Raw genomic sequence first — 24,891 nt, forward strand, 5'->3', positions numbered from 1 at the left:
ATTCCTAATTCCTCATTCCTAATTCCTCATTCCTAATTCCTCATTCCTAATTCCTAATGATTCCTAAGTCCGCCTGTGGCGGGGCCCTCGATGAGCCTGCCGTCCGCCTCGAAGCGGGAGCCGTGGCAGGGGCAGTCCCAGCTGTGTTCCCGGGCGTTGTATTTCAGGGCGCAGCCCATGTGGGGGCAGCGGGGCGCCGTGGGCGTCAGCAGACTGGCCCCGGCCTCCAGAAGGTTGGACGCCAGAGGGAGCCCCGGCATCCGGCGGGAGGGGGAGAACAGGGCGGCCCAGGGATGTTCCCGGCCCTGTACCAGGTCCGCCAGCAGCCGCGCCGCCGTCATGGCGGAGGTCATGCCCCACTTGTTGAAGCCCGTGGCCACAAAAAGCCCCTGCGTCCTCTTGGAATAGGGTCCGATATAGGGCATGCCGTCCAGGGTCATGCAGTCCTGAGCCGCCCAGCGGCACACCTCCCGGGCCCCGGGATAATGGGTCCGGGCGAAGTCCTCCAGCCCGTCCCAGCCCTCCGTCTTTCCGGGGCGGCCGCCTCCGCCCCCCAGCAGCAGGAGGTCTCCCCAGCTCCGGAGGGAGAGGCCCCCCTCCGCCTCGTCCACATACATGCCCCTGGGGAGCGGCGCGCCCTTCAGGGCCAGCACATAGGAACGCTGCTGGTACAGCTTCAGGAAATACCCGCCGTGCTTGTTCAGCATGGGGAAATGGGTGGCAATGATGATGTTCTCCCCCCGGACCGTGCCCCGGCGGGTCCTGACGGAGCCGGGAACCAGCTCCAGAACCCTGGTCCTCTCGTAAATCCGCAGGTCCCGGGCCATTGCCGCCAGAAACTTCAGCGGGTGGAACTGGGCCTGCCGAGGGAAGCGCACCGCCCCCGCCGTGGGAACCGGCAGCTCCGGCGTCTCCGTCACCTCCGCCGGAACCCCCAGCCGGTTCAGCGCCGCCGCCTCCCGCTCCAGCAGGTCCCGGCGGTCCAGGGAATAGACACAGGCGTCCCGCTCCTGAAAGTCACAGTCGATGTCCCGGCAGAGCCGGCGGTATTCCTCCAGGGCCCCCTGCTGGGCCTCCAGATAGAGCCGGGCGGCGTCAAGCCCCTGGGTCCGGATCAGCCGGTCATAGAGCAGGCCGTGCTGGACCGTAAGCTTGGCGGTGGTGTTCCCGGTGGTTCCGCCGCAGAGGGCCGCCGCCTCCAGCAGCACCGCGTCCACTCCCGCCTGCTTGAGATACCAGGCGCACAGAATTCCGGCGATTCCGCCGCCGACGATGACCGCCTCCGCCGCCGCGTCCCCCTCCAGAGACGGAAACCGGGGCAGGGCCCCTTCCCTTTGCCAGATGGAAGTCTGTTCCATCCAGATCACCTCCTGACGGTCAGTATGCGCATTCGGCCGGAAATTATAGGCGGGGGAGGCCGCCGCCCCCCGCTGGCGGAAACGCGTAAAAGCGCCTTTCTGACCCGGTGATTCTATGGCGGAATATCAAAAAAATAGTAAAACCGCCATTTTTCAGGGATGAAAGGATTGACTTTCTCCCTCCGGTCCGCTATGATAAAGAATGCTTTCGCCCGGGGCGGCCGCGCCTCAGGCCTTTATTTACAAGAAGAGGAGAGAAAAACAATCGTATGGATTCGAAAAAACGGGAGCGCTTTCAATCCCGGCTGGGCTTTCTGCTGGTAAGCGCCGGCTGCGCCATAGGCATCGGCAACGTGTGGAAATTCCCCTATGTGGCGGGGCAGAACGGCGGCGGCGTCTTTGTTCTGTTTTACCTGCTGTTTCTGATTATCATGGGCGTACCGGTGCTGACCATGGAGCTGGCGGTGGGCCGGGCCAGCCGGAAGAGCGCCGTGCCGGGCTACAAGGCCCTGGAGCCGGCGGGCAGCAGGTGGCACGTTCACGGCTGGTTCTGCATCGCGGGCTGCTATCTGCTGATGATGTTCTACACCACCGTCTCCGGCTGGATGCTGGGCTATTTCTTCAAGTTTGCCGCCGGAACCTTCACCGGTCTCCCGGGGGACGCCGTGGACGCGGTGTTCTTTGACATGCTGGCCAACCCCTGGGAGATGACCGCCTGGATGGTGCTGACGGTGGTCGTGGGCTTCCTGGTGGTGAGCTTCGGCCTGCAAAAGGGTCTGGAGCGCATCACCAAGGTGATGATGCTGGGCCTGCTGGTCCTCATCGCCGTGCTGGCGGTCCACAGCCTGATTCTGCCCGGCGGTCTGGAGGGCGTGAAGTTCTACCTCCTGCCGGACTTCCAGCGGGCGGCGGAGGTGGGCCTGGGCCACGTGGCCACCGCAGCCATGAATCAGGCCTTCTTCACCCTGAGCCTCGGCATCGCCGCCATGGAAATCTTCGGCAGCTACATGAGCCGGGACAACACCCTCACCAGCGAGGCGGTGCGCATCTGCTCTCTGGACACCTTCGTGGCTCTGGCGTCGGGTCTCATCATCTTCCCCGCCTGCTTCTCCTTCGGCGTGGAGCCGGACCAGGGTCCCACCCTGATTTTCATGATTCTGCCCAAGGTGTTCATCAACATGGCCGGCGGCCGCCTCTGGGGAACGCTGTTCTTCCTGTTCATGACCTTTGCCAGCTTCTCCACAGTCATCGCCGTGTTTGAGAACCTCCAGGCCAACTGCATCGACAACTTCGGCTGGTCCCGGAGGAAGGCCGCCCTGTTCAACGGCGTTTTCATGCTGCTGGCCAGCATGCCCTGCGTCCTGGGCTATAACCTCTGGTACTTCGAGCTGACCCTGCCCAACGGCTCCGTGGGTCAGGTGCTGGACATCGAGGACTTCCTGGTGAGCAACCTCCTCCTGCCTCTGGGCTCTCTGGTGTATGTGCTGTTCTGCGTCACCAAATGGGGCTGGGGCTGGGACAAGTACCTGGCGGAGGCCAACGCCGGCCAGGGCCTGAACATGCCCAGAGGGCTGAAGCCCTACTTCCAGTTTGTCCTGCCGGTTCTGGTGCTGGTCATTCTGGTGATGGGCCTGCTGTGAGTCAGGAATGGGGAACCAAGACGCTGAGCGCACCCCGCTCAGCGGCTCATCCCCGTAAAAAAATCAGTCATTCCCGCAAGAAATCAGGGGACGCCGGGTGTCCGGCGTCCCCTGATTTTTTTGATTTTTTCTGCCGCCCAAGCCCGGCATATGGCTTCCGTTTCTGCACGCCGGGGCGGAACCGCCGCGGCGGCCATGCCCTTCAAAACAGCCGGACCACCCACGCCTCCGGCACGCTCTCCCGGATAATCCGCCGGTTCAGGTTGTACCAGCTTTCGCACTTGTCCAGAATGATGGCGTCGGCTGTGACCACGCCGGGCAGGCCGTAGAGGCGGCGGTCCACCTGGGGGTCCAGCTCCACACGCACCTCCGTGCTCCGGCCCTCGGCCCGCTCCAGCAGCAGCGCCCGGAGCCGTCCGGAATTGGAAACCTGCCGGTCCAGAAGGATCTCCGCCCTCCGGACCCCCAGCCCCTCCAGCCGGTCCAGCAGCAGGTCCGCCGCCCTCAGCGTCTTGTCCACAACGCGGTAGGTCCCCCGGAGCCCCGCCAGGTCCCGGATTGTGCCGTCCATGCCCTCCAGCAGAAGGGAGCCCGACAGGGCCACCTCCAGTGTGATGATGGTGTTGAATCCGTCCAGAATCAGAACCTCCGGCGGCTCCGCCAGCTCCCTGTTCCGCCGGGCCTCCAGCGCGGCGTCTGCGGAGACCACCCGGGCCAGGGCCAGCCGCTGGCGCTCGCTGAGAAGATGGTGGTTGCAGATGAATGTGGAGGCGGATTTCAGCTCGTAGCCCCGGTTCAGAAGAAAACGCAGCTCCTCCATCGCGCCCCGCAGAACCGTCTGCCCCCTGGGGCCGAAGGCCTCCGCGTCCCTGGGCTCATACCCCCGTCTGACAATTTCCACAATGGCCCTCCCCGCCGCCCCATGGGGCGTTTTTCTTCATCATACGCCTGCGTCAGAAGAAATACAAGAGGGGCATGTCCCCGGGCGCGTCCGTTCACGCATTTTATAGCAGGATTCCATACAAGGGAGGGGCTCTGTCCCCTCCCGTTCTTCCTCCATGCTTTCAGGAAACGGGGCGGGCGCTGTCCCACCCCGTTTTTCGGAAGCGCCAGACTTCCGGCAGACGGGCCACCCCCCAGCCCCTGCATAAAATCTCCCAACGGGACAGCCAAAAAAAGAGAAACCCCGGCGGGTTTCTCTCAGAGCCTGTTTAAAATCTCAACGTGTGCGTATTGGCGAGGGGATTTTTTGTCCTGCAAGGCAAAAATCCGCAGGCATCCTGACGGATGGCAAGGATTTTTAACGCAGTCAGGGCGGAAAATACACTGTCAAGACGTGTGCGGGGAGATTTTAAACAGGCTCTCAGGGCCTTCGTTCTTCCGGCCATTCTCCGGGCGGCCTCTTCCGCGGCCCCCGGCTCAGCTCTCCGCCTTCCCGGTCAGGCGCTCATAGCGCTCAATCTTCCGGTTGAGCCGGTCCAGGGAGCGCCGCATGTCCTCCATCCGCTCCATCAGCTGCCGCCGCTGTTCCATCAGCAGCTCCTTCCGGGCCTCCGCCGTTTCGTCCCCCTGCTGGAAGAGGCTGCTGTACTCAATCAGGGCCTCGATGCGCACCCCGGCGGAGCGCATGCACTTCATCAGCTCCACCCAGCCGCAGGCGGCCTCGTCGTAGTCCCGGACGCCGCTTTTCTTCCGGGGCACCGGGGGAATGATGCCCACCCGCTCATAGTACCGCAGCGTGTCCGGCGTCAGTCCGTATTTCTCGCTTACTTCCTTGATGGTCATGGCTCCGATTCCTTTCCCTTTTCCGCCGCTTCCCAGAAGAGCCGGAGACCCGTCTCCGGCTGCATCCGGACACCGGCGCGCTTCTTTCTCAGGACGCGGCCAAAGCCGGCATTTTCCATGGTCACGCCTTCTTTTCTCCAGCATACTCCCTGGAGCCCCCTCCAAGTCAAGTCCTTTTTCCGTTTTTTCTGATATAGGCATATCCGTTCACACAGTTTGCCAAAAAGAAGCCCAGGGGACGCCGTCCTGCCCCGCAAAGCCGGACAGAGCCTGACCCCCGCCGCCTTCCGGGCCCTCCGCCCTGTCCGAAGCGGCAAAAGCACCCCGCCGGGAAATCCCCGGCAGGGTGTTTTTTCTTCCTTTCAGTCCTCCGGCGGCACCGCCAGCTGAAAGCTCTCCCAGGTGTGTTCCTCCACCGCCGCCCAGGTGTGACCGGCCCGCTCACACTCCGCCCAGGTGAGGTAGCGGAAATAGAATTCCACCTCCAGGTGGCAGGGCAGGATATCCAAAATAATTTTCCGAATCTGCCCGAACTCCGGGGGCTCCCCTGCCGTCTCCGGGAAGATGACCCGCAGCTTCTGTCCCCCCATCTCAATGGCCCTGGCCCGGATGCCGCAGCCCCGGATGGCGCTGTCGATGGCCCCGGGGGTCAGGCTGTCCCCGGCGATGCCCATGAGGGCGGCAATGGCCGCCCGCCGGGCCTCCGGCGTAAACGCCGCCGGCCTGCGGGCAAAGAGGGCTTCCCGGCGGCGGAGGCCCTCGTCCTCCGCCGTGGCGGTCAGGCCCTCCCGCTCCGCCCGGTCCAGCCGCCCGGCGGCGGCGTCCAGACCCCGGCCCAGGGCGCAGAGCTCCGCCCCGCTGACGGACCTTGGCGACAGGTCATAGACCCCCAGGGGCTCCAGCAGTCTTTTCAGGCACTCTTCATACATCCGCCCCGTCCTCCATGGCCGTCACCGTCAGCGTCCCCAGCACCGGCAGCACGGCGTCGTCCGCCGGCAGGTCCTCCCCGGGGGCGGTGATGCGGTAGTTCTCCACGTCCTCCAGGGCGTAGATGCGGTTTCCCAGGTCCGCCAGGCGCACCGGCCGGCCCAGAAGGCGGCCGCCGAAATAGTCTGCCGCCGCCTTGCTCACCGCCTCCAGAACCGCCTCCCGGTCCGCCCCCTCCCTGGGGGCCGCGGCCACGCAGACGTCCACCGTCCGGACCCGGGGTGCTTTCACCTCCACGTCCACGGCGATCTCCCGCTTTTCCCGGAACACCCCGTTCAGCTCCTCCAGCAGCTCCTGAGAGGGCAGTCCGTTCTCCCCGGCGACGTAGACGTCCACGGTCCCGATGCCCCGGGCCCGGCCCACGGCCCGGGCCGCCGTCACCCCGGGCCGGCTCATGGCCGTCTCCTCATACCAGGCGGCATTGGCCCCGTTGGGCAGCCGCCGGTAGCTCTCCAAAATCCGGGCCCGGAAGGCCCCGTCGCTCTCCTCATCCGCGCCGCCGGTGAAGGCGCCGGGATTGGTCACCGCCGTGACGGCCATGGGGCAGGCCGTCAAAAACCGCACCGCTCCCGGCGCGGCATTGCCGCCTGTTCCGGGCTCCAGGGCCTCCGCCGCCGCGTCGGCGTACCGCTCCCCCGCCCTCAGTGTGACGGCCCCGGTGGTCTGAAAGCGAACCTCTCCCGCCGTCATGCACACCGTCCCCGCCGGAATGGCCACGTCCGCCATAGGCGGGCTCTCCACAGAGAACCGCAGCACCCCCGCCGCCCGGGCGGCGGGCACCCGCCTCAGCCCCCGCATGTCCCCGTGCCGGTCCAGATAGATTCCCTGAGCCGTCTGGGGAAAGCTCTGGTCCAGCACCCAGTCCGCCTGCATCTCCAGCGCCTGGAGCTCCGCCGCCGCAGCCCACAGCCGCACCGCCAGATCACAGCCCGCCTCCGGCCGGAAGCCCGCCCGCTCTCCAAAGGCCGCCAGAAGCGATTCATAGATTTCCTCTGTGCTTCTCATCCGTCCTCCCCCCTCACGGCAGCACCTCCACCGTCACCGGCAGAATGCCGCCCTCATACCTCAGTTCTGCCGTCACCTGTCCCCCGGGCCCCAGCGTCACGTTCTCCACCGTCACCGCCTCCTCCTCCAGGGCCTCGGCGGCGTACTGCCGGGCGGCGGCGGGGCGGGCGGCGGCAGGCAGCCGCCCCAGCTCCCCCAGGCGGCTCCCCAGGGTCTCCCAGAAGGGGAAGCTCCCCCGCCGGGCCGTCAGCCGGAACAGCACCCGCTGCAAAAGCGCCTCCCGCCCCTCCAGGCGGCACAGGCCCCCTGCGCCGTCGGGGACATAGTCCCCGTCTTTCAGCTTCAGTTCCATATCCCCTTCCCCCTTATCCGCAGTAGCAGGGCCGGTAAGGCTCGCCGTTAATCAGCAGCTGTCCGTGAATGGACACGGTTCCGCCCCGGAGCTCCAGGGTCCCGTCCCGCCGCAGGCGGACCTGCGTATCGCCGGGACCGTAAACGCAGACCTCGCCGGGCAGCAGTCCGGCGGGAGGCGTCTGCTTCGCCCCCGCTACGCACTGCTCTTCCCCGCCGGGGCCGCCCTTGATGACCAGCACCTCCGCCCCGTTTCCCGGCAGCCAGGCATAGCCGCCGGGGCCGTAGACCGGCAGGGACCGGACCTCCCCCCGGGTCACAACACCCACGCTGTTCCCCGCGATGGTGGTGACCCCCAGATCCGCGTCGGTGGTGGCCGTCTCCGGCTTCATCTGTTTCGATAGCCACATGCTTCCACTCCTTCCTTTTTCAGCGTCAGCGCCGACACCGCCCCGTCCCGGGCGGAAAAAGAGTCCTCCGTCTCCGCCACCCGGAAGGTCCCCCGGAGCCCCAGCCGCCCCAGGTCCAGTTCTACCCGGTCCCCCGGCTCCGCCGGAAAGCTCCCCGGCAGCGTCACCACCGCGCTCCATTCCTCCTCCCGGGACCGCCGGATCTGATAGTCCCCGGTGTAGCGCATGGCGTCCCAGGTGCTCTGTCCCGGCGTGTAGATGACCCGGCGGCACTGGCCGCCCTTGGCGATCAGCTCCGGATTTTTCACGGAGTAGGAGGCGTTCCGGGTCTTGTCAATGACCAGGGCCTCCGTCAGCACGCCGTAGTGGTCTTCCCGCAGGACGCACCGCAGCACCGGGTCCCCGTCTCCGATGGCCAGCCGCCGCCCGGGCCGCTCCGGAGCCGCCAGCAGAAGGCCCTCCCCGCTGAACCGGGGCGAGAAGTCCCCATAGGTCCGGCAGAAGCCCTCCAGAGCCTTCCACTGGCTGGTTCCCGCCGCCACGGTGTAAACCGAGTCCGCCCGCAGAGGGGCAATCTCCCCGCTCTTCACGCCGTAGGGGGTCACGTGCCGCCGCACGATCTCCTCCAGAGTGGCGTGCTCATAGGTGACGGGCCGGGACTCATTATCCAGCAGCCGGGCGGCGTAGCCCCGGCCTGTCAGGGAGGCGGTGAGGCCGGCCGGCCCCAGCTCCACGGTGTATTCGTCCGCCACCCCCCGCAGCATCACCCTGCCGCCCTCCCGGGCCGTGAAGCCCGCGGCCTTTTCCAGCACCGGCAGCATGTCCTTTTCATAGAGAAAGGTCACGGAAAAGCTGTCGCAGGGCACGGAGCCGGTGCGGACAACGCTCCAGCGGAGCAGCGCCGGCAGCTCATAAACATGGTGGTCCGCCGTGTAGACGGTTCCCGTCATGGAATCGCCACCTCCTCCCCCGGGTAGATCAGATTCGGGTTCTTGATCTGTGGATTGGCCGCTTTCAGCGCCGCCAGCGTCACGCCGTAGCGCCGGGCAATGCCCCACAGGGTGTCCCCTTTCTTCACGGTGTGCCGGAGGGCCCCCGCCTCCCCGGCCTGACCGCTCTCCGGCGCGCCGCTCTCCTGAATCTCCCGCAGTCCCCCGCCGTATCCGCCCCAGTCCTCCCAGAACTCGAAGCGGTAGCGCACATAGTCCGGCAGAGGCTGTTCCGCCGCCTCCAGCGCCGTGAAATAGGCCCGTTCCGTCTGCCACACCGGATGGACCAGCAGCCCCGGCCCCTCCTGGCGGAACACCGCCGCCAGCTCCCGAAACCGCTCATAGGCCCCCGGCCCGGCAAAGGTCCCCTCTCCCCGCAGCACCCGGCAGGCCCTGCCCAGGTCCTGGAGCACGCAGCCCCCGAAGGGTGCCTGATGGACGGCAATCCGCCGCCGGTACTCCACCGTATAGACCTCCGGATTGTGGGGCCAGGTGAAGTCCTTAAACCGCATGGGCGTCAGCCGCACGCCCCTCCCCCCTTTTCTCTCAGCTCATCAGATGTCAATAAATGGCAAAGCCTCCGTCATACCGCCGGGCATCCCGCTGGACGGCCAGGGAGATGGCCCTTGCCGCCTCCCGCTCCGCCTCTCCGCCTCCGGAGAGGCGTCCCTCCTCCGCCCGGAGCACGGGGGACAACCATTGTTCCCCCGCCTCCCGGGGTCCGGCGGAGGACCGGAGCCCGGCGGCAAAAAACCGGACGTCCCCCGGCGTCTCCGGGCCGAACTCCTCCGGCCGGAGCAGAACGGCCTGTCCCGTCTCCGTCCCGCTCTCTGCCGTTCCCTTCTCCGCCGTCCCGTTTTTCGCCGCCACGTTCCTCGCCGTCCCGTTCCTCGCCGCCACGTTCCTCGCCGTCTCGTTCTCCGCCGTTTCCGTTGGGGGAGCGCCTGTCCCTCCGCCCCCCGTCCCGGACTCCGTCCGGAGAAAAAACCATCCCCCCTCCGCCCTCCGGACCGCGGTCAGGCCGGCGGCCTCCCCCTCAGCCGCCGGGGTTCGGAGCGTCCCGGCCTGCCGGCCTCCGCCCGCCCAGGCCGCCCCTTGTTCCTGCCTGCCGCCGCCGGGGGACCGGAGGGAGGATTCCTCCTCTTTCTCCCCCAGCAGCAGCGCCGCCAGGGCAGCCCGCTGCCGCTCCAGCTCCCAGCCCGCGTAGTCCATGGCCCTCACGCTCCTTCCAGCACCCGGAAGCGCGCCGGGTCAAATTCGGGATTCTTTTCCTCTGCCTCCGTCTCCGGCCCGGGGGCCCCGCCCCCCTCCGACAGACGCCGCAGCAGCCGTTCCATCTCCCGGCCCGTCAGGTCCGCCAGGGCCTCGTCCTCGCTGCCGTAGACCCGCTTCCCCTGGAACCGGCAGGCCTCCATGAGGATGCGCACGTTGCACAGCAGCACCCGTTCCAGGGGGTCCTCGATGCCCCTGGTCTCTCTCCACAGCTCCAGCAGACGGCCTGCCGTCAGCCCTCTCAGCTCGTCCATCTCTCTCATGCCGTGGTCTCGATCCGCTTGGCCGCCACCACGGTGACCTTCTCCGCCACCATGGCGTTAAGCTGGCCTTCCTCCCGCACGGCGCTCCACTGGCAGCCGCTGTAGATGACGCGCCGGTCCGGCTTGCAGATGACCAGGGAGAAGTCCGCCAGGTCATAGAAGTTGATGCCGTCGGATACGGCGCTGTCCGTGGCGTAGAGCCGGGTCAGCTCCAGGGTGTACTGCTTCTGTCCCTCGATGGTGGCCACCGGCTCGCTCTCGCCGAAGGCCTCCACGCTCTGGGAGGATTTTGTGGCCCGGGCGGTGTAACTCTGCACCACCGCCACCTTTTTCCCGTCCATCTCCAGATAGATGTCCGCGCTGGTGGGAAATCCCGTCATAGTCCGTCCTCCTTAAATCGTGATGTGTACCGTCAGGTGGATTTGATTCAGCCCGTGGGCCACGGAAAAACCGAACTCCACCAGGCACACCGTGGGGTCCTCCTCCGAGGGGCATACCGTCACCCCGTCATAGCCGTCGATGATTTCCGCCGCCAGCTTCCGTTCCAGCTCCACGATGACCTGGGAGCGGATGGCCGCCCGGCCCCTGGCGTTGTTCTTGCCCCGGACGAACTTGCTCCGCAGAGCCGCCCGCACCGCCGGAATCACGTCGTCCGCCACCAGAATGGTGGTCAGCTCCCTCCAGGAGGCGTCGGGCCCGCCGCCGCTGACGGTCCGGGTGGTGATGCCCCGCACCGGGGACACCGCGCCCCCCACGCACTCCAGCGGGGTCACGCCGCCCCGGACCAGCAGGTCAATCTGGTTGTCGTCATAGTCCTCGCTGAGGCCGCAGAGCCCCCGGATTTCCGCGCCGTTCAGGGGGACCGCCGGGTCCCCCGACGCGGCGATCACCGCCGCGGCCGCCGCCGCGGCGAACACGCCGGGGAGCCGGTTTCCCCCGCTGTCCAGGGCGTCGGGCCCCACCAGAACCACCCGCTCACTGTTCAGCTCCTTTGCCCGCCGGATCAGCTCCTCCACGCTGTCGCCGTCGCCGCCCACCACGGCGATGCGCTCCCGCCGGGCGGCGGAGGCGCTCTCCACCGCCGTCCGCAGCGCCTGCTGCACCTCTGTCTGGGCGCTGTCGCAGACGACGATCTGAACGTCCTTCTTCTCCAGGGCGTCAAAGGTCTCCTGATAGTCCTCAAGACTCCCTCCGTCCGCCACCCGGACCGCCGTCACCGCTCCGGCCCCGGCGGTGAACAGCAGCCGCAGCAGGGTGCTCATGCTCTGGTCCTCGCCGAAGACGGACACGCCTGCGGCATAGCCCGTCACCGTCACCGGCACGCCCACGTCTCCCCGGGCGGCCCGGGCCGCCACGCCGACGGTTCTGGCCGCCCTTCCTCCGGAGACCGCCGCCGAGGTGTCATATACGGAATAGACCCCCGGCCTCTCATGCACCATTTTCTTCAAGCTCTCAAAACCCCTTTCAGTTGAAAGTCCAAAAATACCCCTCCGTCCTCCTCCGCCTGGGCCAGGAACAGCGCCTCACAGCCCAGCTGCCCCCGCCGGAGGAACATCCCCGTCGTCTTTTCCCAGGTCAGGCCCTCCCAGCGGAGCTCGCCGGGCCGGATGCCCTCAGGCAGACCCTCCAGCAGAGCGGAGGCGGCGGCTTCCGTTCCCGCCTCGCAGTCCGCCGCCCGCTCCGCCCGGAGCTCCACGGTGACAGCGCCTGTCAGGCGCTTTCCGTAGAGCTCATGGGTCCTGCCGCTGCCGTCCCGCCGCTCTCCCAGATAGCCGCAGAAGCCCAGGGCCTTTCCCTCGGCGGCGCCTACGGCCACCGTGGCCACAGCCCCCGGATACCTCCCCGCCGCCCGGTCGGGAAAAGCGGCCTCCGCCGTCAGTCCCGCCTGCCCCAGCGCTTTTATCACCGCGTCCCGGATTTGTGTCAGTTCCCGCATACCGTTTCCCTCTCCCGTTCCAGCACGGCCCGCCAGTGGCTCAGCGCCCCGCCGATGTACAGGGGCCGTCCGCTCCGGACCCGGAACGCCGTCCCGTTCCAGACCACCGTGTCCCCGGTCTCCGCCGCCGCCCGGCCCAGATAGAGCCACAGCCGCCCGTCCAGCCGTCCCAGAGGGGTTTCCGCCTCCGGGCAGCTCTCGTCCCGCTCCCGCACCGGCTGGATGAAGGCCTGGACGGTCTGCCGCCGTCCCTCCCGGCACAGCTCCGCTGTCTGGCCCCATCGCTCCAGAATGGCCTCCACCTGTCCCGTCATCCCCGGACCCCCTTCAAAAACAGGTCTCCCGGCGAAACGTAGGGGGACATCAGCCGTTCCGCCGTCCGCTCCAGACTCCGGGCGGCGGCCTGCCGCTCCCCTCCCCCCGGGCCCCTGACGGAGATGTCCCCGGCGGTGAAGGATACGGCGGCGGTCCCCTGTCCCGCCGTGAAGCCGGCGGCGGCGGTGCAGGCGGCGGCGCAGAGAAAGGCCGGCTCGCAGTCCTCCGCCGTCGTCCCCCGGGGCAGGCGGCTCTCCCAGCAGGCCTGAGCCGCGGCGCAGAGCAGCGCCAGCGCCGGCAGGTCCGCCTCCCCGGCCCTGGACAGAGTCCGGGCCATTTCCAAAATGCGCTCCTCCATCACGACAGCGACAGCACCTTGGAGGCCCCGGGGAACAGCTTGGCGAAGCCGGAGATGGAGGTAATGGCCGCCCGCTCCAGCTGCCGGTCGATGAGCTTGTCGTACTCCACCAGGATTTCACTGCCCGAAACCTGCTCCAGGGCATAGTGCTTGTCCAGCCCGATGAGGGTGCCCGCCGGCATGGCGGAGGAGCGCAGCAGCCGGGCTCCCAGGGGGGTGGTCAGCGCCCCGGTGCCCTGGAAGTTCAGCCCCGTCAGGGGGTTCTGGAACTCCGGCAGCTTCAGCATGGCCAGCATCATGTCCCCGCTCACCAGCAGCGTATTCATGGAATAGGGGTCGAAGCGGCTCCAGAAATCCAGAAGCGCCTCATAGCTCAGCGTCTTGCCCGCCGGGCGAATCACCTCCGCCGGGTTCTGGTTGCCGTCGCCGTTCCGCAGCACCTCAATGGCGTCCTGGAGATGCATCCGCCCGATGTACGCGCCGATCTGCCGCAGCATCACGGAGAAGAGGTCCAGCCGCTGAAAGCGGATGGCCTCATAGGAGGCCACCAGCATCCGCCCCCGCTTGTGGAGCCGCACCAGGTTCTCCTGGGTCCGCAGGGTGGTCCTGGGAATCTGGGCCCCCTCCTCCACCCGGCGGAGCTGTTTTTCCTCCTCGGTGGGGACGGAGGCGATGGACCGGTAATCCATCCCGTCAAACCGGGTGGTCACGGCGGTGATGTGGGGCAGGATGCCCTCCTCCTCCAGTCCCTGGCGCACCACCCGGGACACGAACTCGGGGAACAGCACGGCGGACTCGGTGGTGTGGAAAAACTTCTCCACCTGGTCGCTCCCCGGCCCCTTCACATGGATGTCAAAGCGCTTCAGCTGCCGCTGAAAGGCGTCCATTCCCTCCAGCGGGGTGCCCTGATAGGCCTCGCTGGGGTCCAGCTCCTCCAGCGTCCGGGCGAAGCTGCATCCGCTGCGGCCATACATGCCCTTTTCCAGTTTCACGTTCTCATAATGATAGCTCATATATGCGTCCCTCCTCACAGTACAAAGGTCACGGTTTCGCCGTCCGTGTCCGCCACCAGATACTTCCGTCCGCTGTCCGCGGCCTGGACGCCGCCCCTGCCGTCGGCGGCCAGACCGGTCCAGCCCAGGGCCGGCGCGGTTCCCGTAAAGGCCGCTGTCACCATGCCCCCCAGGGCCACGGCGCAGGCCCTGCCGTCCCGGCCCGCCGTCAGGGCCACGCCGCAGAAGTCCTCCCCGGCGGCGCAGGGCGCCACGGTGCCGCCGCCGCTGATTTTCACCACCTGTCCCGCCTGCACGCCGTCGCAGGCGAAGGTGGCCGACCACTGCCCGATTCCCTCAAATGAATGATTTCCGCTCATGCTCGTCCTCCTTTTCCGTCTTCTCTGATCTATCCTCTATCCCAACGGCTCCGCCGCCGCTGTGACCAAACCTCTGCCCCGGAGGGCATTCCAGGCCCTCGGACCGTCGCTTCCCCTCCGATTAAACCAGAAACGCCTCGTCCCTCTCCCGCTCCGCCGGCTCCCGCCGCCGCAGCTGAGGGGGCACGGGGAAGCGCCGGGCCGCCCGTATCTCAAAGGCCTTCTTCAGCTCCAGCAGCTCCGGTTCCTCCATTCGCTCCGCCGCCCCGGCGAAGACCCGGCCCTCCGGCCCGTCGTCCGCCAGCATGGCCAGGCGCGCCACCTCCCGCCGCAGCTCCCGGAGGTATTTCCGTCCCAGCTCCGCCTGCTTTTGCAGAAGGAGGTCCCCCTCCCCCGCCTGACGGAAGCGCTTCAGCACCCCCGCGCCCCTCTGAGCGGGCACCGCCACGAAAGACCACTCATAGGCGTCCCTGGGTTCTCTCAGCTCGAAGTAGCACAGCTTCCCACCGTAGACCTGCCCCCGCACGTGCCGGCAGCTTCCGTCTTCAGCGCCGCAGACGGAACAGACGCTTCTGCCCATGCTGCATCCAACGCTGACCTCCTTTTTGATGCCCCCCTCGATTTCAGCGATGAGGTCCGCGTTTTTCTCCGTCCGCAGCAGATAGGCCCAGCCCTTCAGCCAGCGGCAGCCGTCCCCCGCCGCCGTGGCCCTGGCCGGTTCCTCCACCACCTCGGTCCGGTAGATGCGGGCCGCCTGGCCTCGGGCGGTCCACTGATGGTCAAAGATGCCGCTCTTTCCCAGCAGCAGCCGCCCCAGTCCTTCCAGAGCCTCCCCGTCGAAGCGCTCATAATCCCGGTCCACCTCGTTGTCGCACAGGCGCAGGGTGAAGGTGTAAACCTGTTCCGGCTTCAGCTCCGCCCTGGCCAGGCGGTTGATCTGTTCCATGTCCTCTCTTGTCACGTCCGCCATATCCGTCCCCCTCTTTCTCACGTTTTTCCCGTTTTCCCTTTCAGCTGTTCGGCCTCTTCCGGTCGGAGTCTCAAAGCGCCTCCGCCCGGTCGTTCTCCAGCTTCAGCTTCCTGGCCTGCTCCCGGTAGAGCGCCGCCCGGGCCTCCTCCACCTGGTCCTGCAGATTGATGTCGTCCCATACCGCCTCAAATCCGCAGGCATAGCCGTGCATCCGCAGCCACAGCCGGCAGACCCGTTCCACCGCCGGCGTCAGGGTCCGGCGGATGGCGGTGATTTCCGTGGTCAGCAGGTCCGCCTGCTGGGCGCTCATGCGCTCGGTGGAATTCCAGCTCAGCCCCAGCATAAAGGGCGGGATGCCGGTTTTGGACACGATCTGCTCCAGAATCTGCCGCACCGGTATCTGACTGTCCAGCAGAGGGGCGTCTGCGCCGATGACCTTGATGTCCACGTCCCCCACGGCCACGAAGTCCCGGACGCTGCCGTTCCTGGTGTCCTCCATGGCCCGGGACCACTCCCCGGCCAGCATCCGCCCCCGCTGGGCGGCGTCGCCCTCGCTGTTTCTGCACGTCACGGCAAAGCGCATGTTTCCGCAGCGCTCCCAGTTGACGCCGACGGTGTGGTAGATTTTCATCAGGATATCCGCCATGAAGGGCAGAGACCGCAGCAGCGACACGCCGCAGGGGTTCCCCGTCTCCGGGTTCAGCGGCGTGAACAGCAGCAGATTCTGATAGGGCAGCGCCTCCATCTGCCCCGTCTCGCCGGGTCCGCAGATGGTGAAGTCCAGGGGGCTGTCCCCCTCCCGAATCTCGATGTCCTCCACCCGCCCGCAAACCAGGGCGGCGATGTCCCGGTTTCCCGCCGCCGGCACGATTTCCCCGATGGCCCGCCCGCAGGTCAGCAGAGCGTCCAGGTAGCAGTCCAGAAAGGCGTTGATTCCCGCCTGTCCCCGTCCCGCCGGAACGGTCCGCAGAAACTCGTTCAGCTCCGCTTCCGCCTGCCGGTCGCCGCACGCCGCCCTCACGCCTCCGGTCATGCGGATGAGCTTGTAGACGGCGGCGTCTACCACCGGCACCGCCTCCCGCACCGCCCGGTAGAGGCGGATTTCCCCCCGGCTCAGGGGCCCGTAGTCCCGCAGCAGCCCAAAGGGGTGGCGGCTGTTCTCCCGCAGCTGAGCGGCGGCGGCCCTTGGCTCCTGCCGTTTTTTCAGCCAGCGCACCGTTTTCTCATCTCCTTTCTGTTCTCCCTCACACGAACCACCGGGCTTCCTCTCCCGTCCGCTCCACGCTGGCGGCGGCGAAGCCGCCCCGGCCCTCTCCCGCCATGTCCATGGCGAAGTAGCGCAGCTCGTCCATGGCGTGGTCGTCCCGCTTCCTGGGGGTGTCCCGGTCCCCCCGCTCGTCCCAGCTGTACAGGCTGATTTCCCGCAGACAGTCCCGGCAGCCCCGGCAGATGACCAGCCGCCGCCGTCTCAGAAGGTCCGCCGTCACCCGGATGCCGTCGGCCACGTCGTTGCTGGCCCGGACCACGGTGAAGCCCCGCCGCCGCAGCGTCTCGATGAAGCTGGCCGCCGAGGGGTCCGCGATGACCCGCCGGATGCTCCGCCCCGCCGCCAGCTTCTGGAGCTCGTCGGCATATTCCTCGTCGGTCTTCTGCTGTCCGGCCCTCCGGGAATCGTAATAGTATTCCGCCGTCCGGTACCACACGCCGTCCCGCAGTCCCCACAGTCCGAAGGACGCGGGATTCACCGTCCCGTAGTCCACGGAGATGCGCCACTCCTCAAAGGGCCCTTCCGGCGGGTCCTCCGCGTCCCGCGCCGGGTTGAAGAAGTCGTAGACAAGTCCCTGGGCGGCGCACCACTCCCCCAGCACAAACCGCCGGTAGAAGGTCCCGGAATAGGCCCGCTGATAGCGCCGGCGCACCCGGTCCGACAGAGAGGGGTTGTCCTCCATGGTGAAGTGGAGCCGCAGAGCCCGGCGCTCCTCCGCCTTCAAAATCCACTCCTGATAAAACCAGTGCCCCGGCCCATCCGGATTGCAACTAAACCAAAGCCGGCTTCCCTCCACGCTGCACCGTGCAATGGCCTGCTCCACAAAGGACCTGGGCATCAGTGCCGCCTCGTCCAGCAGCACCCCCGCCAGGGTGCTGCCCTGAATCAGGCCCGCGCTGGACTCGTCCCGCCCTCCGAAGAGGAGAAAGCGGTTTTCGTGTCCGTTGTAGCGGACGATCAGCAGATTTTCCGACCGTTTTTCCTGAATCCGCATGCCCAGCCTCTCGAGGCAGGGCGTCAGTTCCGCCAGCAGATTCCGCCGCAGAGAGGCGATGGTCTTGCCGCACAGCCCGAACTGTTTTCCGCTGAATCTGGCCTGGGCCCAGAGGAAGAAGGACAAACCCATCGCAAAGGTTTTCCCACTTCGCACCGCTCCGTCGCAGATAACAGCGTCCCACTGTCCCGACCGCCACCAGGTCATCACCCGCAGCTGCTGCCGGGAGAACCGGATGGTTGTTCCCTTACCCGTTGTCCCACTCCTCTCCCAGCTCTCTCCCGGCGCTCTCCAGGGCGCTGTAAAGCGCCTGGGCCTCCTCCCCGCCGGCGTCCAGCAGGTTGTACAGGCTTTCAAGGGCCCGCACCCGGTCCGCCAGCTTCACTTCCACGCCCCCCTTGTCCGTCACCCGCAGCTCCGTCACGGCGGAGAGGTCCAATGCCGCCGGGTCGGCCTCCCGGGGATGCAGCGCCAGCAGCGCGGCGTCGTTGGCCCGTCCAAAGGCCAGCTGTGCCAGCCGGCGCACCACGTCCTCCCGCCGGAGCTGTCCCGCGGCGGTCTCCCGCATCCGCTCCAGCCGGTCCCGTACGTTCTCCCGTTCCAGAGCGCCGTAGCCGTCGGTCTGGCCGCTCTCCGCCGCCGCCCGCTCCGGGTCCATGGTCCGGAGATAGGCCCTGCAAAAGGCCCCGTCTCTTCCCTTCATGCTCTCACCCTCCTTATACCCGTGCCCGCCCCGGCCCCGTTGTTGCATGTCCCCGTGCATCCTCCCGCAAAAAAATTTTTTCCGCCCCCGGAGAGGCCTGTCCCGGCCCCCTATGACTTCCCCCACACCCTGGCCGTGATTTCCAGGCGCTCCCGGGCATAGACCCGCCCGGCGCATAAATTCCGTGCCCTCCGCGCAGACTACAGCGGATGCCAAAGTTCCGGACAGCCGCCCAGGCCCGCTGTCCGCGATTTTGGACAGGGAACACCGTACGGAAAGGAAGCGCCCTTTTATGCCCGAAAAAAAGGAAAAAATTGTCGTCGCCCTGGGCGGGAACGCCCTCCAGTCCAGGGACAGCGCCCCCACCGCCGAAGCGCAGCTGGAGGTGGTCCGCCGCACGGCGGAGCAGATTGCGGAAATCAGCCGCCGGGGCTATGAGCTGGCTGTGGTCCATGGCAACGGCCCCCAGGTGGGCCGCATTCTCCTTGCCAGCGAGACCGCCCGGGACGTGGTGCCCCCCATGCCCTTTGACGTCTGCGGAGCCATGAGCCAGGGATATATCGGCTATCACATTCAGCAGGCCCTGCGCTATGCCCTCAGCGTTCGGGGCCGCAGCGTCCCTGTGGTCTCCCTGACCACGCAGGTGGTGGTGGACCGCCGGGACCCCGCCTTTCAGAATCCCACCAAGCCCATCGGTCCCTTTTACACGGAGGAGGAGGCCCGCCGTCTGGAGCAGGAAAAGGGCTATGCCATGCGTGAGGACGCCGGGCGAGGCTGGCGGCGGGTGGTGCCCTCCCCCCTGCCGCGGAAAATTGTGGAGATTGGCTCCATCCGCCTGCTCTGGGACCACGCCATTGTCGTCACCTGCGGAGGCGGCGGCGTCCCGGTGGCGGAGAATCCCGACGGCACTCTGGAGGGTGTGGCCGCCGTCATCGACAAGGACTTTGCCGCCGGTCTCCTGGCGGAGGAGGTGGACGCCGACGCCCTTCTGATTCTCACCGAGGTGGAGAAGGTGGCCATCCGCTTCGGCCAGCCGGACCAGCATGACCTGGACCATATGAGCCTGGCCGACGCCGCCCGCTATGTGGAAGAGGGCCAGTTCGGCGCAGGCAGCATGCTCCCCAAGGTGGAGGCGGCCATGCGCTTCGCCCGGAACCACCCCGGCCGCCGGGCCATTATCACCAGCCTGGACAGGTGTCTGGACGCCCTGGACGGCAAGACCGGCACCACCGTCACCTTCGCCTGACAGGCCCTCCCCGCCCCCAAAAAAACGCAAAAAAGGACGTACCTGAACAGGTACGTCCTTTTTCATGACAGCATTCACTTCATCAGCTCATACATCACGGCCTTGATGGTGTGCATCCGGTTCTCCGCCTCGTCGAAGACGATGGACCGCTCCGACTCAAACACCTCGTCGGTGACCTCCATGGCCTCCCGTCCGAAGCGCTCTCCCATTTCCCTGCCCACCTGGGTTCTGTGGTCGTGATAGGCCGGCAGGCAGTGCATGAACCGGCACTGCGGCCCGGCGGCGTCCATCAGGGCCTGGGTGACCTGATAGGGGCCCAGGGCGGCGATCCGCTCCTCCCAGACCTCCACGGGCTCCCCCATGGACACCCACACGTCGGTATACAGCACATCGGCGGCCTTCACGGCCTCCACGGGGTCCTCGCTGAACTCCAGCACCGCCCCGGTCTCCCCGGCAATCTCCCGGCAGACCGCGATCAGGTTCTCCTCCGGCCAATAGGCCTTCGGCGCGCAGGCCACGAAGTGCATTCCCATTTTGGCGCAGCCTACCATCAGGGAGTTGCCCATGTTATACCGGGCGTCTCCCAGGTAGACCAGCTTGACGCCCCTGAGCTTCCCGAAGTGCTCCTGAATGGTCAGGAAGTCCGCCAGAATCTGGGTGGGGTGGAACTCGTTGGTCAGCCCGTTGAACACGGGGACCCCGGCGTAGTTCGCCAGCTCCTCCACCAGCTCCTGCCCGAATCCCCGGTACTCAATGCCGTCGTACATTCTCCCCAGCACCCGGGCGGTGTCGGGGATGGACTCCTTCACGCCGATCTGGGACCCGGTGGGGCCCAGGTAAGTAGAGCCCATGCCCAGGTCCTGGGCCGCCACCTCAAAGGCGCAGCGGGTCCGGGTAGAGGTCTTCTCGAAAATCAGGGCCACATTTTTGCCCTCCAGATACCTGTGGGGGACCCCGGCCTTCTTCTTGGCCTTCAAATCCGCCGCCGTGTCCAGAAATTGCTGAATCTCCGCCGGTGTAAAGTCCAGCAGCTTTAAAAAGTGTCTCTCCATATGCCAAAGCTCCTCTCTTATAAAGAGTGAAGAGTTAAGAGTTGAGAGTGAAGATTATCTGTTTCCGAGAATTTGTCCCAAGGCGAGTCGCCAGTCTCCACGCTCTACTCTCCACGCTCTACTCTCCACTCTCTACTCTCCACTCTCTACCTCAGTCATTCAGCGCAGGGTCTCCGCCATGATGCTCAAGCCCTTGTCCATCTCCTCTTTCGTGATGACCAGCGGCGGCAGCAGCCGCATTCCCGGCCCGGCGGTGAGAATCAGCAGCCCGTTTTCAATGAGCTGATTGGCGATGTCCCTGTTGGTCCAGCCCTCTTTCACCTCAATGCCGATCATCAAGCCCAGGCCCCGGGTCTTTCCGAAGCAGGGCAGGTCCAGGGCCTCGATGCCCTTCCGGAGGTAATCGCCCTTCTCCTGAACCTCTTTCAAAAATTCGTCGCTGAGGACCTCCTGCACCGCCAGACCCGCGGCGGCGCAGACAGGGTTTCCGCCGAAGGTGGTGGCATGGGTGCCGGGGCCCAGCACGTTCCGGCATTTCTCATTGGCCAGGATGCCGCTCATGGGCAGCCCCCCGGCGATGCCCTTGGCAAAGGATACGACGTCCGGCAGAATACCGTAGTGCTGGAAGGCAAAGAGGGCGCCGGTGCGGCCCACGCCGGTCTGAACCTCGTCGGCCAGCAGCAGCCAGTCCTGTTCGGCGCAGAGGGCCTCCACCGCCCTGACATAGTCCTGATCCAGGGGCAGCACGCCGCCCTCGCCCTGGACCAGCTCCAGCATGACGGCGCACACGTCGTCCCCCGCCTGGGCCTTCAGGTCCTCCAGGTCGTTGGCCGCGGCGTAGCGGAAGCCCTCGGTGAAGGGGAAGAAAAAGTTATGGAACACGTCCTGTCCGGTGGCCTTCAGGGTGGTAATGGTCCGGCCATGGAAGGAGTTTTTCAGGGTGATGATGGTGCTCCGGCCCTGGCCGTATTTGTCAAAGCTGTATTTCCGGGCCAGCTTAATCATGCCCTCGTTGGCCTCGCCGCCGCCGTTGGCGAAGAAGACGCAGCTCTCCCCGGTGCGCTTGCAGAGTATCTCCGCCAGTCTGGCCGGGGTCTCGGTGTAAAAGAGGTTGGACACATGGACGAGCTTCTTTGCCTGCTCCGCCACGGCCTCCGCCCAGGGCTGGTTTCCATAGCCCAGAGCCGTCACGCCGATGCCGCTGGTGAAGTCGATGTATTCCCGCCCCTCCGGGTCGTAGAGCCGGGCCCCCTCGCCGCGGTCCACGGCCACGGGGAAGCGGCCATAGGTGCCCATGATATAGCTCTGGGTCAGGTCCTTGATGGTCTCAGAAGTCATGTCATATCCTCCCTTTTCAGCATGGTGCCGATGCCCCGGTCGGACAGCAGCTCAATCAGAATGGAGTGGGGAATCCGGCCGTCCAGGATGTGGACCCGCTCCACGCCGCCGGCAATGGCGTCCACGCAGCACTCCATTTTCGGAATCATGCCCCCGGTGATAATCCCCTGTTCCACCAGCTCCGGCACCTCCTGTGTCCGGACCACGTGAATCAGGGTCTCCTCGTCTCCCGGGTCCCGGAGCAGACCCCGGACGTCGGTGAGCAGAATCAGCTTTTCCGCCTTCAGGGCCTCGGCCAGCCGGGCCGCGGCGGTGTCGGCGTTGATGTTATAGGCGGTGTCGGCGTCCATGCCCTGGGCCACCGTGGCCACAATGGGGATGCGCCCGCTCTGCATGGCGTCCTCCACCGGCGTGGGGTCCACGCCGGTGATTCTGCCCACCAGACCGTATTTCTCGTCCAGCCGCACCGCCTGGAACAGCTGCCCGTCCATGCCGCACAGGCCAATGGCCCGGCCCCCCAGCCGGTTCAGCTGGGCCACCAGGTCCTTGTTCACCTTGCCGCAGAGAACGGACTGCACAATGTCCATGGTGGTGGCGTCGGTATAGCGCAGCCCGTCCACAAAACGGGACTCGTGGCCGATCATTTTCAGCATGGCGGAAATCTCCGGCCCGCCGCCGTGGACCACCACCACCCGGATGCCCACCAGATTCAAAAGGACGATGTCGCTCATGACGGAGCGGCGGAGGGTGTCGGAGACCATGGCGTTGCCGCCGTACTTGACCACGATGGTTTTCCCGGTGAATTTCTGAATATAAGGCAGGGCCTCTACCAGAGTCTGAGCCTGCTGTTCATGGGAAGACAATGCTTCCACCCCACTTCTTTTGAAATTAGGAATTAGGAATGAGGAATGATATCGGAACCGGAACAATTCCTCATTCCTAATTCCTCATTCCTAATTGATTCTGTCACGTCCTGTAATCTCCATTGATCTTGATATAGTCATAGGTGATGTCGCAGCCCCAGCAGGTGCAGCGCCCCTGACCCTCCTCCATATCAATGAGGATTTCCACGTCGTGCTCTGTGAGAATTTTTTTGGCAAGCGCCTCGTCGAAGTCCAGCCCCCGGCCCTTCTCACAGACCTGGATTTCTCCCGCCCCGCTGGCGAAGCGCACCGTCACCCGGTCGGGGTCGAAGTCCTCCCCGGAGTAGCCCATGGCGCAGAGCACCCTTCCCCAGTTGGCGTCGGCGCCGAAGACGGCGGCCTTGGTGAGGGTGGAGGAGATGACGGACTTGGCGATGGTCTCGGCGCTCTCCTCGCTTTTGGCTCCGTTCACCGTGCAGGTAATCAGGTGCCGGGCCCCCTCGCCGTCGGAGGCCATTTTCCGGGCCAGCTCCACGCACAGGGCTTTCAGCGCCGCTGCGAAGGCCTCGTAATCCGGGCCCTTCTCCTCAATCACGGCGTTGCCCGCCAGGCCGTTGGCCAGAACACAGCAGGTGTCATTGGTGGAGGTGTCCCCGTCCACGCTGATGCGGTTGAAGCTGACCCGCACGGTCTCCAGCAGGGCGGCTTTAATCATGGCGGGGGAAATGGCGCAGTCGGTGGTGATGAAGCAGAGCATGGTGCCCATGTTGGGGTGAATCATGCCGCTGCCCTTGGCGATGCCTCCCAGGCGGACGGTCCTGCCGCCCACGTCGGTCTCCACCGCCGCCTCCTTTTTCTCCAGGTCCGTGGTCATGATGGCGTGGGCCGCTGCGTCGCTGGCCTCTGCGGACCGCTCCAGGGCGGCGTACAGCTCCGGCACGCCGGCCTCGATGGCCTCCACGTTGATTCGCTGGCCGATGACGCCGGTGGAGCTGACCAGCACATCCCCGGCCTCACAGCCGATGGCCTTTGCCGCCGCGGCGCACATCCGCCGGGCGTTCTCCTCCCCCTGGGGGGCGCAGGCATTGGCGTTGCCGCTGTTGGCGATGACGGCCCGGGCCCTCCCGTCCGCCAGATGCTGGAGGTCCACCCGGATGGGGGCGGCCTTGACCACATTTTTGGTGAATACCGCCGCCGCGGCGCAGTCCGCGTCGGAGACAATCAGAGCCACGTCCTTTTTCCAGGCCGCGTGAGTCTTCACACCCACATGGATGCCGGCTGCCCGGAAGCCCTGAGCGGCGCACACGCCGCCGTCGATAAAGTTCAGCATAGTTCCACCTCGCTGTTTGAATTAGGAATTAGGAGTTAGGAATCAGGAATGACCGAAATGACGGAACAATTCCTAATTCCTCATTTCTCATTCCTCACTGACTCAGAGACTGAGTCCGGCAGTTTCCTCAAAGCCCAGCATCAAATTCATATTCTGCACCGCCGCGCCGCTGGCGCCCTTGCCCAGGTTGTCAAACAGGGCCGTGACGGTAAACCGCCGGTCGTTCCCTGTGACAACGAGAGAGAGACAGTCCTTGTTCCGCAATATGTTGGCGTAAATCTTAAAGCCGGCGTCCACGCCGCTTTCGGGGTCCGTGGGGTCCATCTCCACCCGGACGATGCCCTCCGGCCCAGCGGTTTCCAGATAGTAGCGGTGAAGGGCCTCCCAAACCTCGTGAAGCGTGGACACGCCCCGCAGCTGGCTCATATGGAAGGGCACCGTGCCCGCCATGCCCTTGTAATAGTCGTCCACAACGGGAAGAAATACCGGCGGCGTCTCCAGCCCGCAGACCTTCTCCATCTCCGGCAGGTGCTTGTGGTTCTGCATCAGCCCATAGAGCGCGGGACTGGAAAACGCCGGAGGGCGGTTCTCTTGCTCATACTGGGCAATCATGCTCTTTCCGCCGCCGGAGTACCCGGTGAGGGAACAGCAGCTCAGCGCCGCGTCTGCCGGGAGAATTCCCAGCTTTACCAGGGGATAGACGATGCTGATGAAGCCCGTGGCGTGGCAGCCGGGATTGGCCACCCGCTTGGACGTCACGATGTTCCCCCGGTGCTCCGCCGACAGCTCCGGGAACCCATAGGCCCAGTCCGGGTTTGTCCTGTGGGCGGTGGAGCAGTCGATGATCCGGGTGGACCGGTTCGTCACCAGCCCCACGGCCTCCACGGCGGCGGCGTCCGGCAGGCACAGAAACATCAGGTCTGCCTGATTCATCAGCTTTCCCCGCTCCTGGGGGTCCTTCCGTTTGTCCTCGTCAATCAGCAGCAGTTCAATGTCCTCCCGGGCCGCCAGACGGTCGTAGATCTGGAGGCCGGTGGTGCCCTCTTTTCCGTCGATGTAGACGATGGGCTTTCCCATATGCTCAGCT

Annotated in this window: 29 protein-coding genes; 2 read left to right on the forward strand and 27 right to left on the reverse strand. The window is 66.1% G+C overall.

Translation table 11 applies throughout. The features are described 5' to 3' along the window. Positions 1 to 53: 53 nt before the first annotated feature. Entirely contained in the window at positions 54 to 1,358 is a 1,305-nt protein-coding gene (locus Q0063_RS07045) for an FAD-dependent oxidoreductase (protein WP_297871268.1), read from the reverse strand. Positions 1,359 to 1,627: 269 nt separating this feature from the next. On the opposite strand from Q0063_RS07045, the gene Q0063_RS07050 reads away from it, so the two are divergent. Next, the gene (locus Q0063_RS07050) at positions 1,628 to 2,998 is read left to right on the forward strand and encodes a sodium-dependent transporter (RefSeq protein ID WP_297871269.1); all 1,371 of its coding nucleotides are present in this window, start codon (positions 1,628 to 1,630) and stop codon (positions 2,996 to 2,998) included. 202 nt (positions 2,999 to 3,200) lie between these two features. Here the strand turns inward: Q0063_RS07050 and Q0063_RS07055 are convergent, their stop codons facing one another. The 21 genes from Q0063_RS07055 to Q0063_RS07155 all read right to left on the reverse strand — a co-directional run bounded on the left by Q0063_RS07055 (position 3,201) and on the right by Q0063_RS07155 (position 17,975). Continuing rightward, on the reverse strand, positions 3,201 to 3,899 hold the full coding sequence (locus Q0063_RS07055) for a DUF434 domain-containing protein (RefSeq protein WP_297871270.1): 699 nt from the start codon (positions 3,897 to 3,899) through the stop codon (positions 3,201 to 3,203). A 518-nt stretch (positions 3,900 to 4,417) separates the two neighbouring features. After that, a complete protein-coding gene (locus Q0063_RS07060) occupies positions 4,418 to 4,783 on the reverse strand; it encodes a MerR family transcriptional regulator (protein WP_297871271.1) in 366 nt (121 codons plus the stop codon). A gap of 362 nt (positions 4,784 to 5,145) precedes the next feature. Continuing rightward, complete coding sequence (locus Q0063_RS07065) at positions 5,146 to 5,712, reverse strand: hypothetical protein (protein ID WP_297871272.1); 567 nt, start codon at positions 5,710 to 5,712, stop codon at positions 5,146 to 5,148. Next, entirely contained in the window at positions 5,705 to 6,775 is a 1,071-nt protein-coding gene (locus Q0063_RS07070) for a baseplate J/gp47 family protein (RefSeq protein WP_297871273.1), read from the reverse strand. The genes Q0063_RS07065 and Q0063_RS07070 overlap by 8 nt, the downstream gene beginning before the upstream one ends. A gap of 13 nt (positions 6,776 to 6,788) precedes the next feature. Further along, positions 6,789 to 7,127, reverse strand: a complete 339-nt coding sequence (locus Q0063_RS07075; protein ID WP_297871274.1) for a hypothetical protein — start codon at positions 7,125 to 7,127, stop codon at positions 6,789 to 6,791. 13 nt (positions 7,128 to 7,140) lie between these two features. Then, positions 7,141 to 7,536 carry a hypothetical protein gene (locus Q0063_RS07080; RefSeq protein WP_297871275.1) on the reverse strand — a complete coding sequence of 132 codons (396 nt, stop codon included), beginning with the start codon at positions 7,534 to 7,536 and terminating at the stop codon, positions 7,141 to 7,143. Next, the gene (locus Q0063_RS07085; protein WP_297871276.1) at positions 7,515 to 8,486 is read right to left on the reverse strand and encodes a hypothetical protein; all 972 of its coding nucleotides are present in this window, start codon (positions 8,484 to 8,486) and stop codon (positions 7,515 to 7,517) included. Before Q0063_RS07085 ends, Q0063_RS07080 begins: the two co-directional genes overlap by 22 nt. Then, positions 8,483 to 9,052 (reverse strand): SafA/ExsA family spore coat assembly protein, encoded by a 570-nt coding sequence (safA, locus tag Q0063_RS07090; RefSeq protein WP_297871277.1) that lies wholly within the window; start codon positions 9,050 to 9,052, stop codon positions 8,483 to 8,485. The genes Q0063_RS07085 and safA overlap by 4 nt, the downstream gene beginning before the upstream one ends. A gap of 34 nt (positions 9,053 to 9,086) precedes the next feature. Continuing rightward, positions 9,087 to 9,737 (reverse strand): hypothetical protein, encoded by a 651-nt coding sequence (locus Q0063_RS07095; protein ID WP_297871278.1) that lies wholly within the window; start codon positions 9,735 to 9,737, stop codon positions 9,087 to 9,089. A gap of 5 nt (positions 9,738 to 9,742) precedes the next feature. Further along, a complete protein-coding gene (locus tag Q0063_RS07100; protein WP_297871279.1) occupies positions 9,743 to 10,060 on the reverse strand; it encodes a hypothetical protein in 318 nt (105 codons plus the stop codon). Further along, positions 10,057 to 10,440: a hypothetical protein gene (locus tag Q0063_RS07105; protein ID WP_297871280.1), complete on the reverse strand. Its 384-nt coding sequence runs from the start codon at positions 10,438 to 10,440 to the stop codon at positions 10,057 to 10,059. The genes Q0063_RS07100 and Q0063_RS07105 overlap by 4 nt, the downstream gene beginning before the upstream one ends. Before the next feature lie 12 nt (positions 10,441 to 10,452). Beyond that, entirely contained in the window at positions 10,453 to 11,499 is a 1,047-nt protein-coding gene (locus Q0063_RS07110; RefSeq protein ID WP_297871323.1) for a phage tail sheath subtilisin-like domain-containing protein, read from the reverse strand. A 5-nt stretch (positions 11,500 to 11,504) separates the two neighbouring features. Beyond that, positions 11,505 to 11,996, reverse strand: a complete 492-nt coding sequence (locus Q0063_RS07115) for a hypothetical protein (protein WP_297871281.1) — start codon at positions 11,994 to 11,996, stop codon at positions 11,505 to 11,507. Beyond that, the gene (locus tag Q0063_RS07120; RefSeq protein WP_297871282.1) at positions 11,984 to 12,310 is read right to left on the reverse strand and encodes a hypothetical protein; all 327 of its coding nucleotides are present in this window, start codon (positions 12,308 to 12,310) and stop codon (positions 11,984 to 11,986) included. Before Q0063_RS07120 ends, Q0063_RS07115 begins: the two co-directional genes overlap by 13 nt. Next, positions 12,307 to 12,654, reverse strand: a complete 348-nt coding sequence (locus Q0063_RS07125; RefSeq protein WP_297871283.1) for a hypothetical protein — start codon at positions 12,652 to 12,654, stop codon at positions 12,307 to 12,309. Before Q0063_RS07125 ends, Q0063_RS07120 begins: the two co-directional genes overlap by 4 nt. Positions 12,655 to 12,668: 14 nt before the next feature. Next, entirely contained in the window at positions 12,669 to 13,682 is a 1,014-nt protein-coding gene (locus tag Q0063_RS07130) for a phage major capsid protein (protein ID WP_297871284.1), read from the reverse strand. Positions 13,683 to 13,696: 14 nt separating this feature from the next. Continuing rightward, on the reverse strand, positions 13,697 to 14,041 hold the full coding sequence (locus Q0063_RS07135) for a hypothetical protein (RefSeq protein WP_297871285.1): 345 nt from the start codon (positions 14,039 to 14,041) through the stop codon (positions 13,697 to 13,699). Positions 14,042 to 14,162: 121 nt separating this feature from the next. After that, positions 14,163 to 15,011, reverse strand: a complete 849-nt coding sequence (locus tag Q0063_RS07140) for a hypothetical protein (protein WP_297871286.1) — start codon at positions 15,009 to 15,011, stop codon at positions 14,163 to 14,165. Positions 15,012 to 15,081: 70 nt separating this feature from the next. Then, entirely contained in the window at positions 15,082 to 16,227 is a 1,146-nt protein-coding gene (locus tag Q0063_RS07145; RefSeq protein ID WP_297871287.1) for a serine/threonine protein phosphatase, read from the reverse strand. Positions 16,228 to 16,255: 28 nt separating this feature from the next. Beyond that, positions 16,256 to 17,479, reverse strand: a complete 1,224-nt coding sequence (locus Q0063_RS07150; protein WP_297871288.1) for a PBSX family phage terminase large subunit — start codon at positions 17,477 to 17,479, stop codon at positions 16,256 to 16,258. Positions 17,480 to 17,519: 40 nt separating this feature from the next. Continuing rightward, a complete protein-coding gene (locus Q0063_RS07155) occupies positions 17,520 to 17,975 on the reverse strand; it encodes a terminase small subunit (protein ID WP_297871289.1) in 456 nt (151 codons plus the stop codon). Positions 17,976 to 18,267: 292 nt separating this feature from the next. Between Q0063_RS07155 and arcC the strand changes: the two genes are divergently transcribed. Further along, positions 18,268 to 19,221 (forward strand): carbamate kinase, encoded by a 954-nt coding sequence (gene arcC / locus Q0063_RS07160; protein WP_297871290.1) that lies wholly within the window; start codon positions 18,268 to 18,270, stop codon positions 19,219 to 19,221. A gap of 74 nt (positions 19,222 to 19,295) precedes the next feature. On the opposite strand, the gene argF is transcribed toward arcC, so the two are convergent. The 5 genes from argF to argC all read right to left on the reverse strand — a co-directional run bounded on the left by argF (position 19,296) and on the right by argC (position 24,881). Next, a complete protein-coding gene (gene argF, locus Q0063_RS07165; RefSeq protein ID WP_297871291.1) occupies positions 19,296 to 20,273 on the reverse strand; it encodes an ornithine carbamoyltransferase in 978 nt (325 codons plus the stop codon). A gap of 159 nt (positions 20,274 to 20,432) precedes the next feature. Further along, the gene (locus Q0063_RS07170) at positions 20,433 to 21,611 is read right to left on the reverse strand and encodes an aspartate aminotransferase family protein (RefSeq protein WP_297871292.1); all 1,179 of its coding nucleotides are present in this window, start codon (positions 21,609 to 21,611) and stop codon (positions 20,433 to 20,435) included. Further along, on the reverse strand, positions 21,608 to 22,474 hold the full coding sequence (gene argB / locus Q0063_RS07175) for an acetylglutamate kinase (RefSeq protein WP_297871324.1): 867 nt from the start codon (positions 22,472 to 22,474) through the stop codon (positions 21,608 to 21,610). The genes Q0063_RS07170 and argB overlap by 4 nt, the downstream gene beginning before the upstream one ends. Before the next feature lie 103 nt (positions 22,475 to 22,577). Further along, on the reverse strand, positions 22,578 to 23,804 hold the full coding sequence (gene argJ / locus Q0063_RS07180) for a bifunctional glutamate N-acetyltransferase/amino-acid acetyltransferase ArgJ (protein WP_297871293.1): 1,227 nt from the start codon (positions 23,802 to 23,804) through the stop codon (positions 22,578 to 22,580). A gap of 102 nt (positions 23,805 to 23,906) precedes the next feature. Continuing rightward, positions 23,907 to 24,881 carry an N-acetyl-gamma-glutamyl-phosphate reductase gene (gene argC, locus Q0063_RS07185; RefSeq protein ID WP_297871294.1) on the reverse strand — a complete coding sequence of 325 codons (975 nt, stop codon included), beginning with the start codon at positions 24,879 to 24,881 and terminating at the stop codon, positions 23,907 to 23,909. Between the last annotated feature and the right edge of the window lie 10 nt (positions 24,882 to 24,891).

The sequence above is a fragment of the uncultured Oscillibacter sp. genome (genome assembly GCF_947654275.1).
GTDB lineage: Bacteria > Bacillota > Clostridia > Oscillospirales > Oscillospiraceae > Oscillibacter.

What these genes read in the sequence shown, in the direction of transcription:
- Q0063_RS07155 (WP_297871289.1), bottom strand. Translation starts at nt 17,975, where the DNA reads ATGAAGGGAAGAGACGGGGCCTTTTGCAGGGCCTATCTCCGGACCATG.
- Q0063_RS07115 (WP_297871281.1), bottom strand. Translation starts at nt 11,996, where the DNA reads ATGCGGGAACTGACACAAATCCGGGACGCGGTGATAAAAGCGCTGGGG.
- argF (WP_297871291.1), bottom strand. Translation starts at nt 20,273, where the DNA reads ATGGAGAGACACTTTTTAAAGCTGCTGGACTTTACACCGGCGGAGATT.
- Q0063_RS07170 (WP_297871292.1), bottom strand. Translation starts at nt 21,611, where the DNA reads ATGACTTCTGAGACCATCAAGGACCTGACCCAGAGCTATATCATGGGC.
- Q0063_RS07070 (WP_297871273.1), bottom strand. Translation starts at nt 6,775, where the DNA reads ATGAGAAGCACAGAGGAAATCTATGAATCGCTTCTGGCGGCCTTTGGA.
- Q0063_RS07075 (WP_297871274.1), bottom strand. Translation starts at nt 7,127, where the DNA reads ATGGAACTGAAGCTGAAAGACGGGGACTATGTCCCCGACGGCGCAGGG.
- arcC (WP_297871290.1), top strand. Translation starts at nt 18,268, where the DNA reads ATGCCCGAAAAAAAGGAAAAAATTGTCGTCGCCCTGGGCGGGAACGCC.
- argC (WP_297871294.1), bottom strand. Translation starts at nt 24,881, where the DNA reads ATGGGAAAGCCCATCGTCTACATCGACGGAAAAGAGGGCACCACCGGC.
- Q0063_RS07140 (WP_297871286.1), bottom strand. Translation starts at nt 15,011, where the DNA reads ATGGCGGACGTGACAAGAGAGGACATGGAACAGATCAACCGCCTGGCC.
- Q0063_RS07100 (WP_297871279.1), bottom strand. Translation starts at nt 10,060, where the DNA reads ATGAGAGAGATGGACGAGCTGAGAGGGCTGACGGCAGGCCGTCTGCTG.
- Q0063_RS07085 (WP_297871276.1), bottom strand. Translation starts at nt 8,486, where the DNA reads ATGACGGGAACCGTCTACACGGCGGACCACCATGTTTATGAGCTGCCG.
- Q0063_RS07130 (WP_297871284.1), bottom strand. Translation starts at nt 13,682, where the DNA reads ATGAGCTATCATTATGAGAACGTGAAACTGGAAAAGGGCATGTATGGC.
- Q0063_RS07095 (WP_297871278.1), bottom strand. Translation starts at nt 9,737, where the DNA reads ATGGACTACGCGGGCTGGGAGCTGGAGCGGCAGCGGGCTGCCCTGGCG.
- Q0063_RS07080 (WP_297871275.1), bottom strand. Translation starts at nt 7,536, where the DNA reads ATGTGGCTATCGAAACAGATGAAGCCGGAGACGGCCACCACCGACGCG.
- Q0063_RS07150 (WP_297871288.1), bottom strand. Translation starts at nt 17,479, where the DNA reads ATGACCTGGTGGCGGTCGGGACAGTGGGACGCTGTTATCTGCGACGGA.
- argJ (WP_297871293.1), bottom strand. Translation starts at nt 23,804, where the DNA reads ATGCTGAACTTTATCGACGGCGGCGTGTGCGCCGCTCAGGGCTTCCGG.
- Q0063_RS07120 (WP_297871282.1), bottom strand. Translation starts at nt 12,310, where the DNA reads ATGACGGGACAGGTGGAGGCCATTCTGGAGCGATGGGGCCAGACAGCG.
- Q0063_RS07060 (WP_297871271.1), bottom strand. Translation starts at nt 4,783, where the DNA reads ATGACCATCAAGGAAGTAAGCGAGAAATACGGACTGACGCCGGACACG.
- Q0063_RS07050 (WP_297871269.1), top strand. Translation starts at nt 1,628, where the DNA reads ATGGATTCGAAAAAACGGGAGCGCTTTCAATCCCGGCTGGGCTTTCTG.
- Q0063_RS07135 (WP_297871285.1), bottom strand. Translation starts at nt 14,041, where the DNA reads ATGAGCGGAAATCATTCATTTGAGGGAATCGGGCAGTGGTCGGCCACC.
- Q0063_RS07045 (WP_297871268.1), bottom strand. Translation starts at nt 1,358, where the DNA reads ATGGAACAGACTTCCATCTGGCAAAGGGAAGGGGCCCTGCCCCGGTTT.
- Q0063_RS07105 (WP_297871280.1), bottom strand. Translation starts at nt 10,440, where the DNA reads ATGACGGGATTTCCCACCAGCGCGGACATCTATCTGGAGATGGACGGG.
- Q0063_RS07110 (WP_297871323.1), bottom strand. Translation starts at nt 11,499, where the DNA reads ATGGTGCATGAGAGGCCGGGGGTCTATTCCGTATATGACACCTCGGCG.
- Q0063_RS07065 (WP_297871272.1), bottom strand. Translation starts at nt 5,712, where the DNA reads ATGTATGAAGAGTGCCTGAAAAGACTGCTGGAGCCCCTGGGGGTCTAT.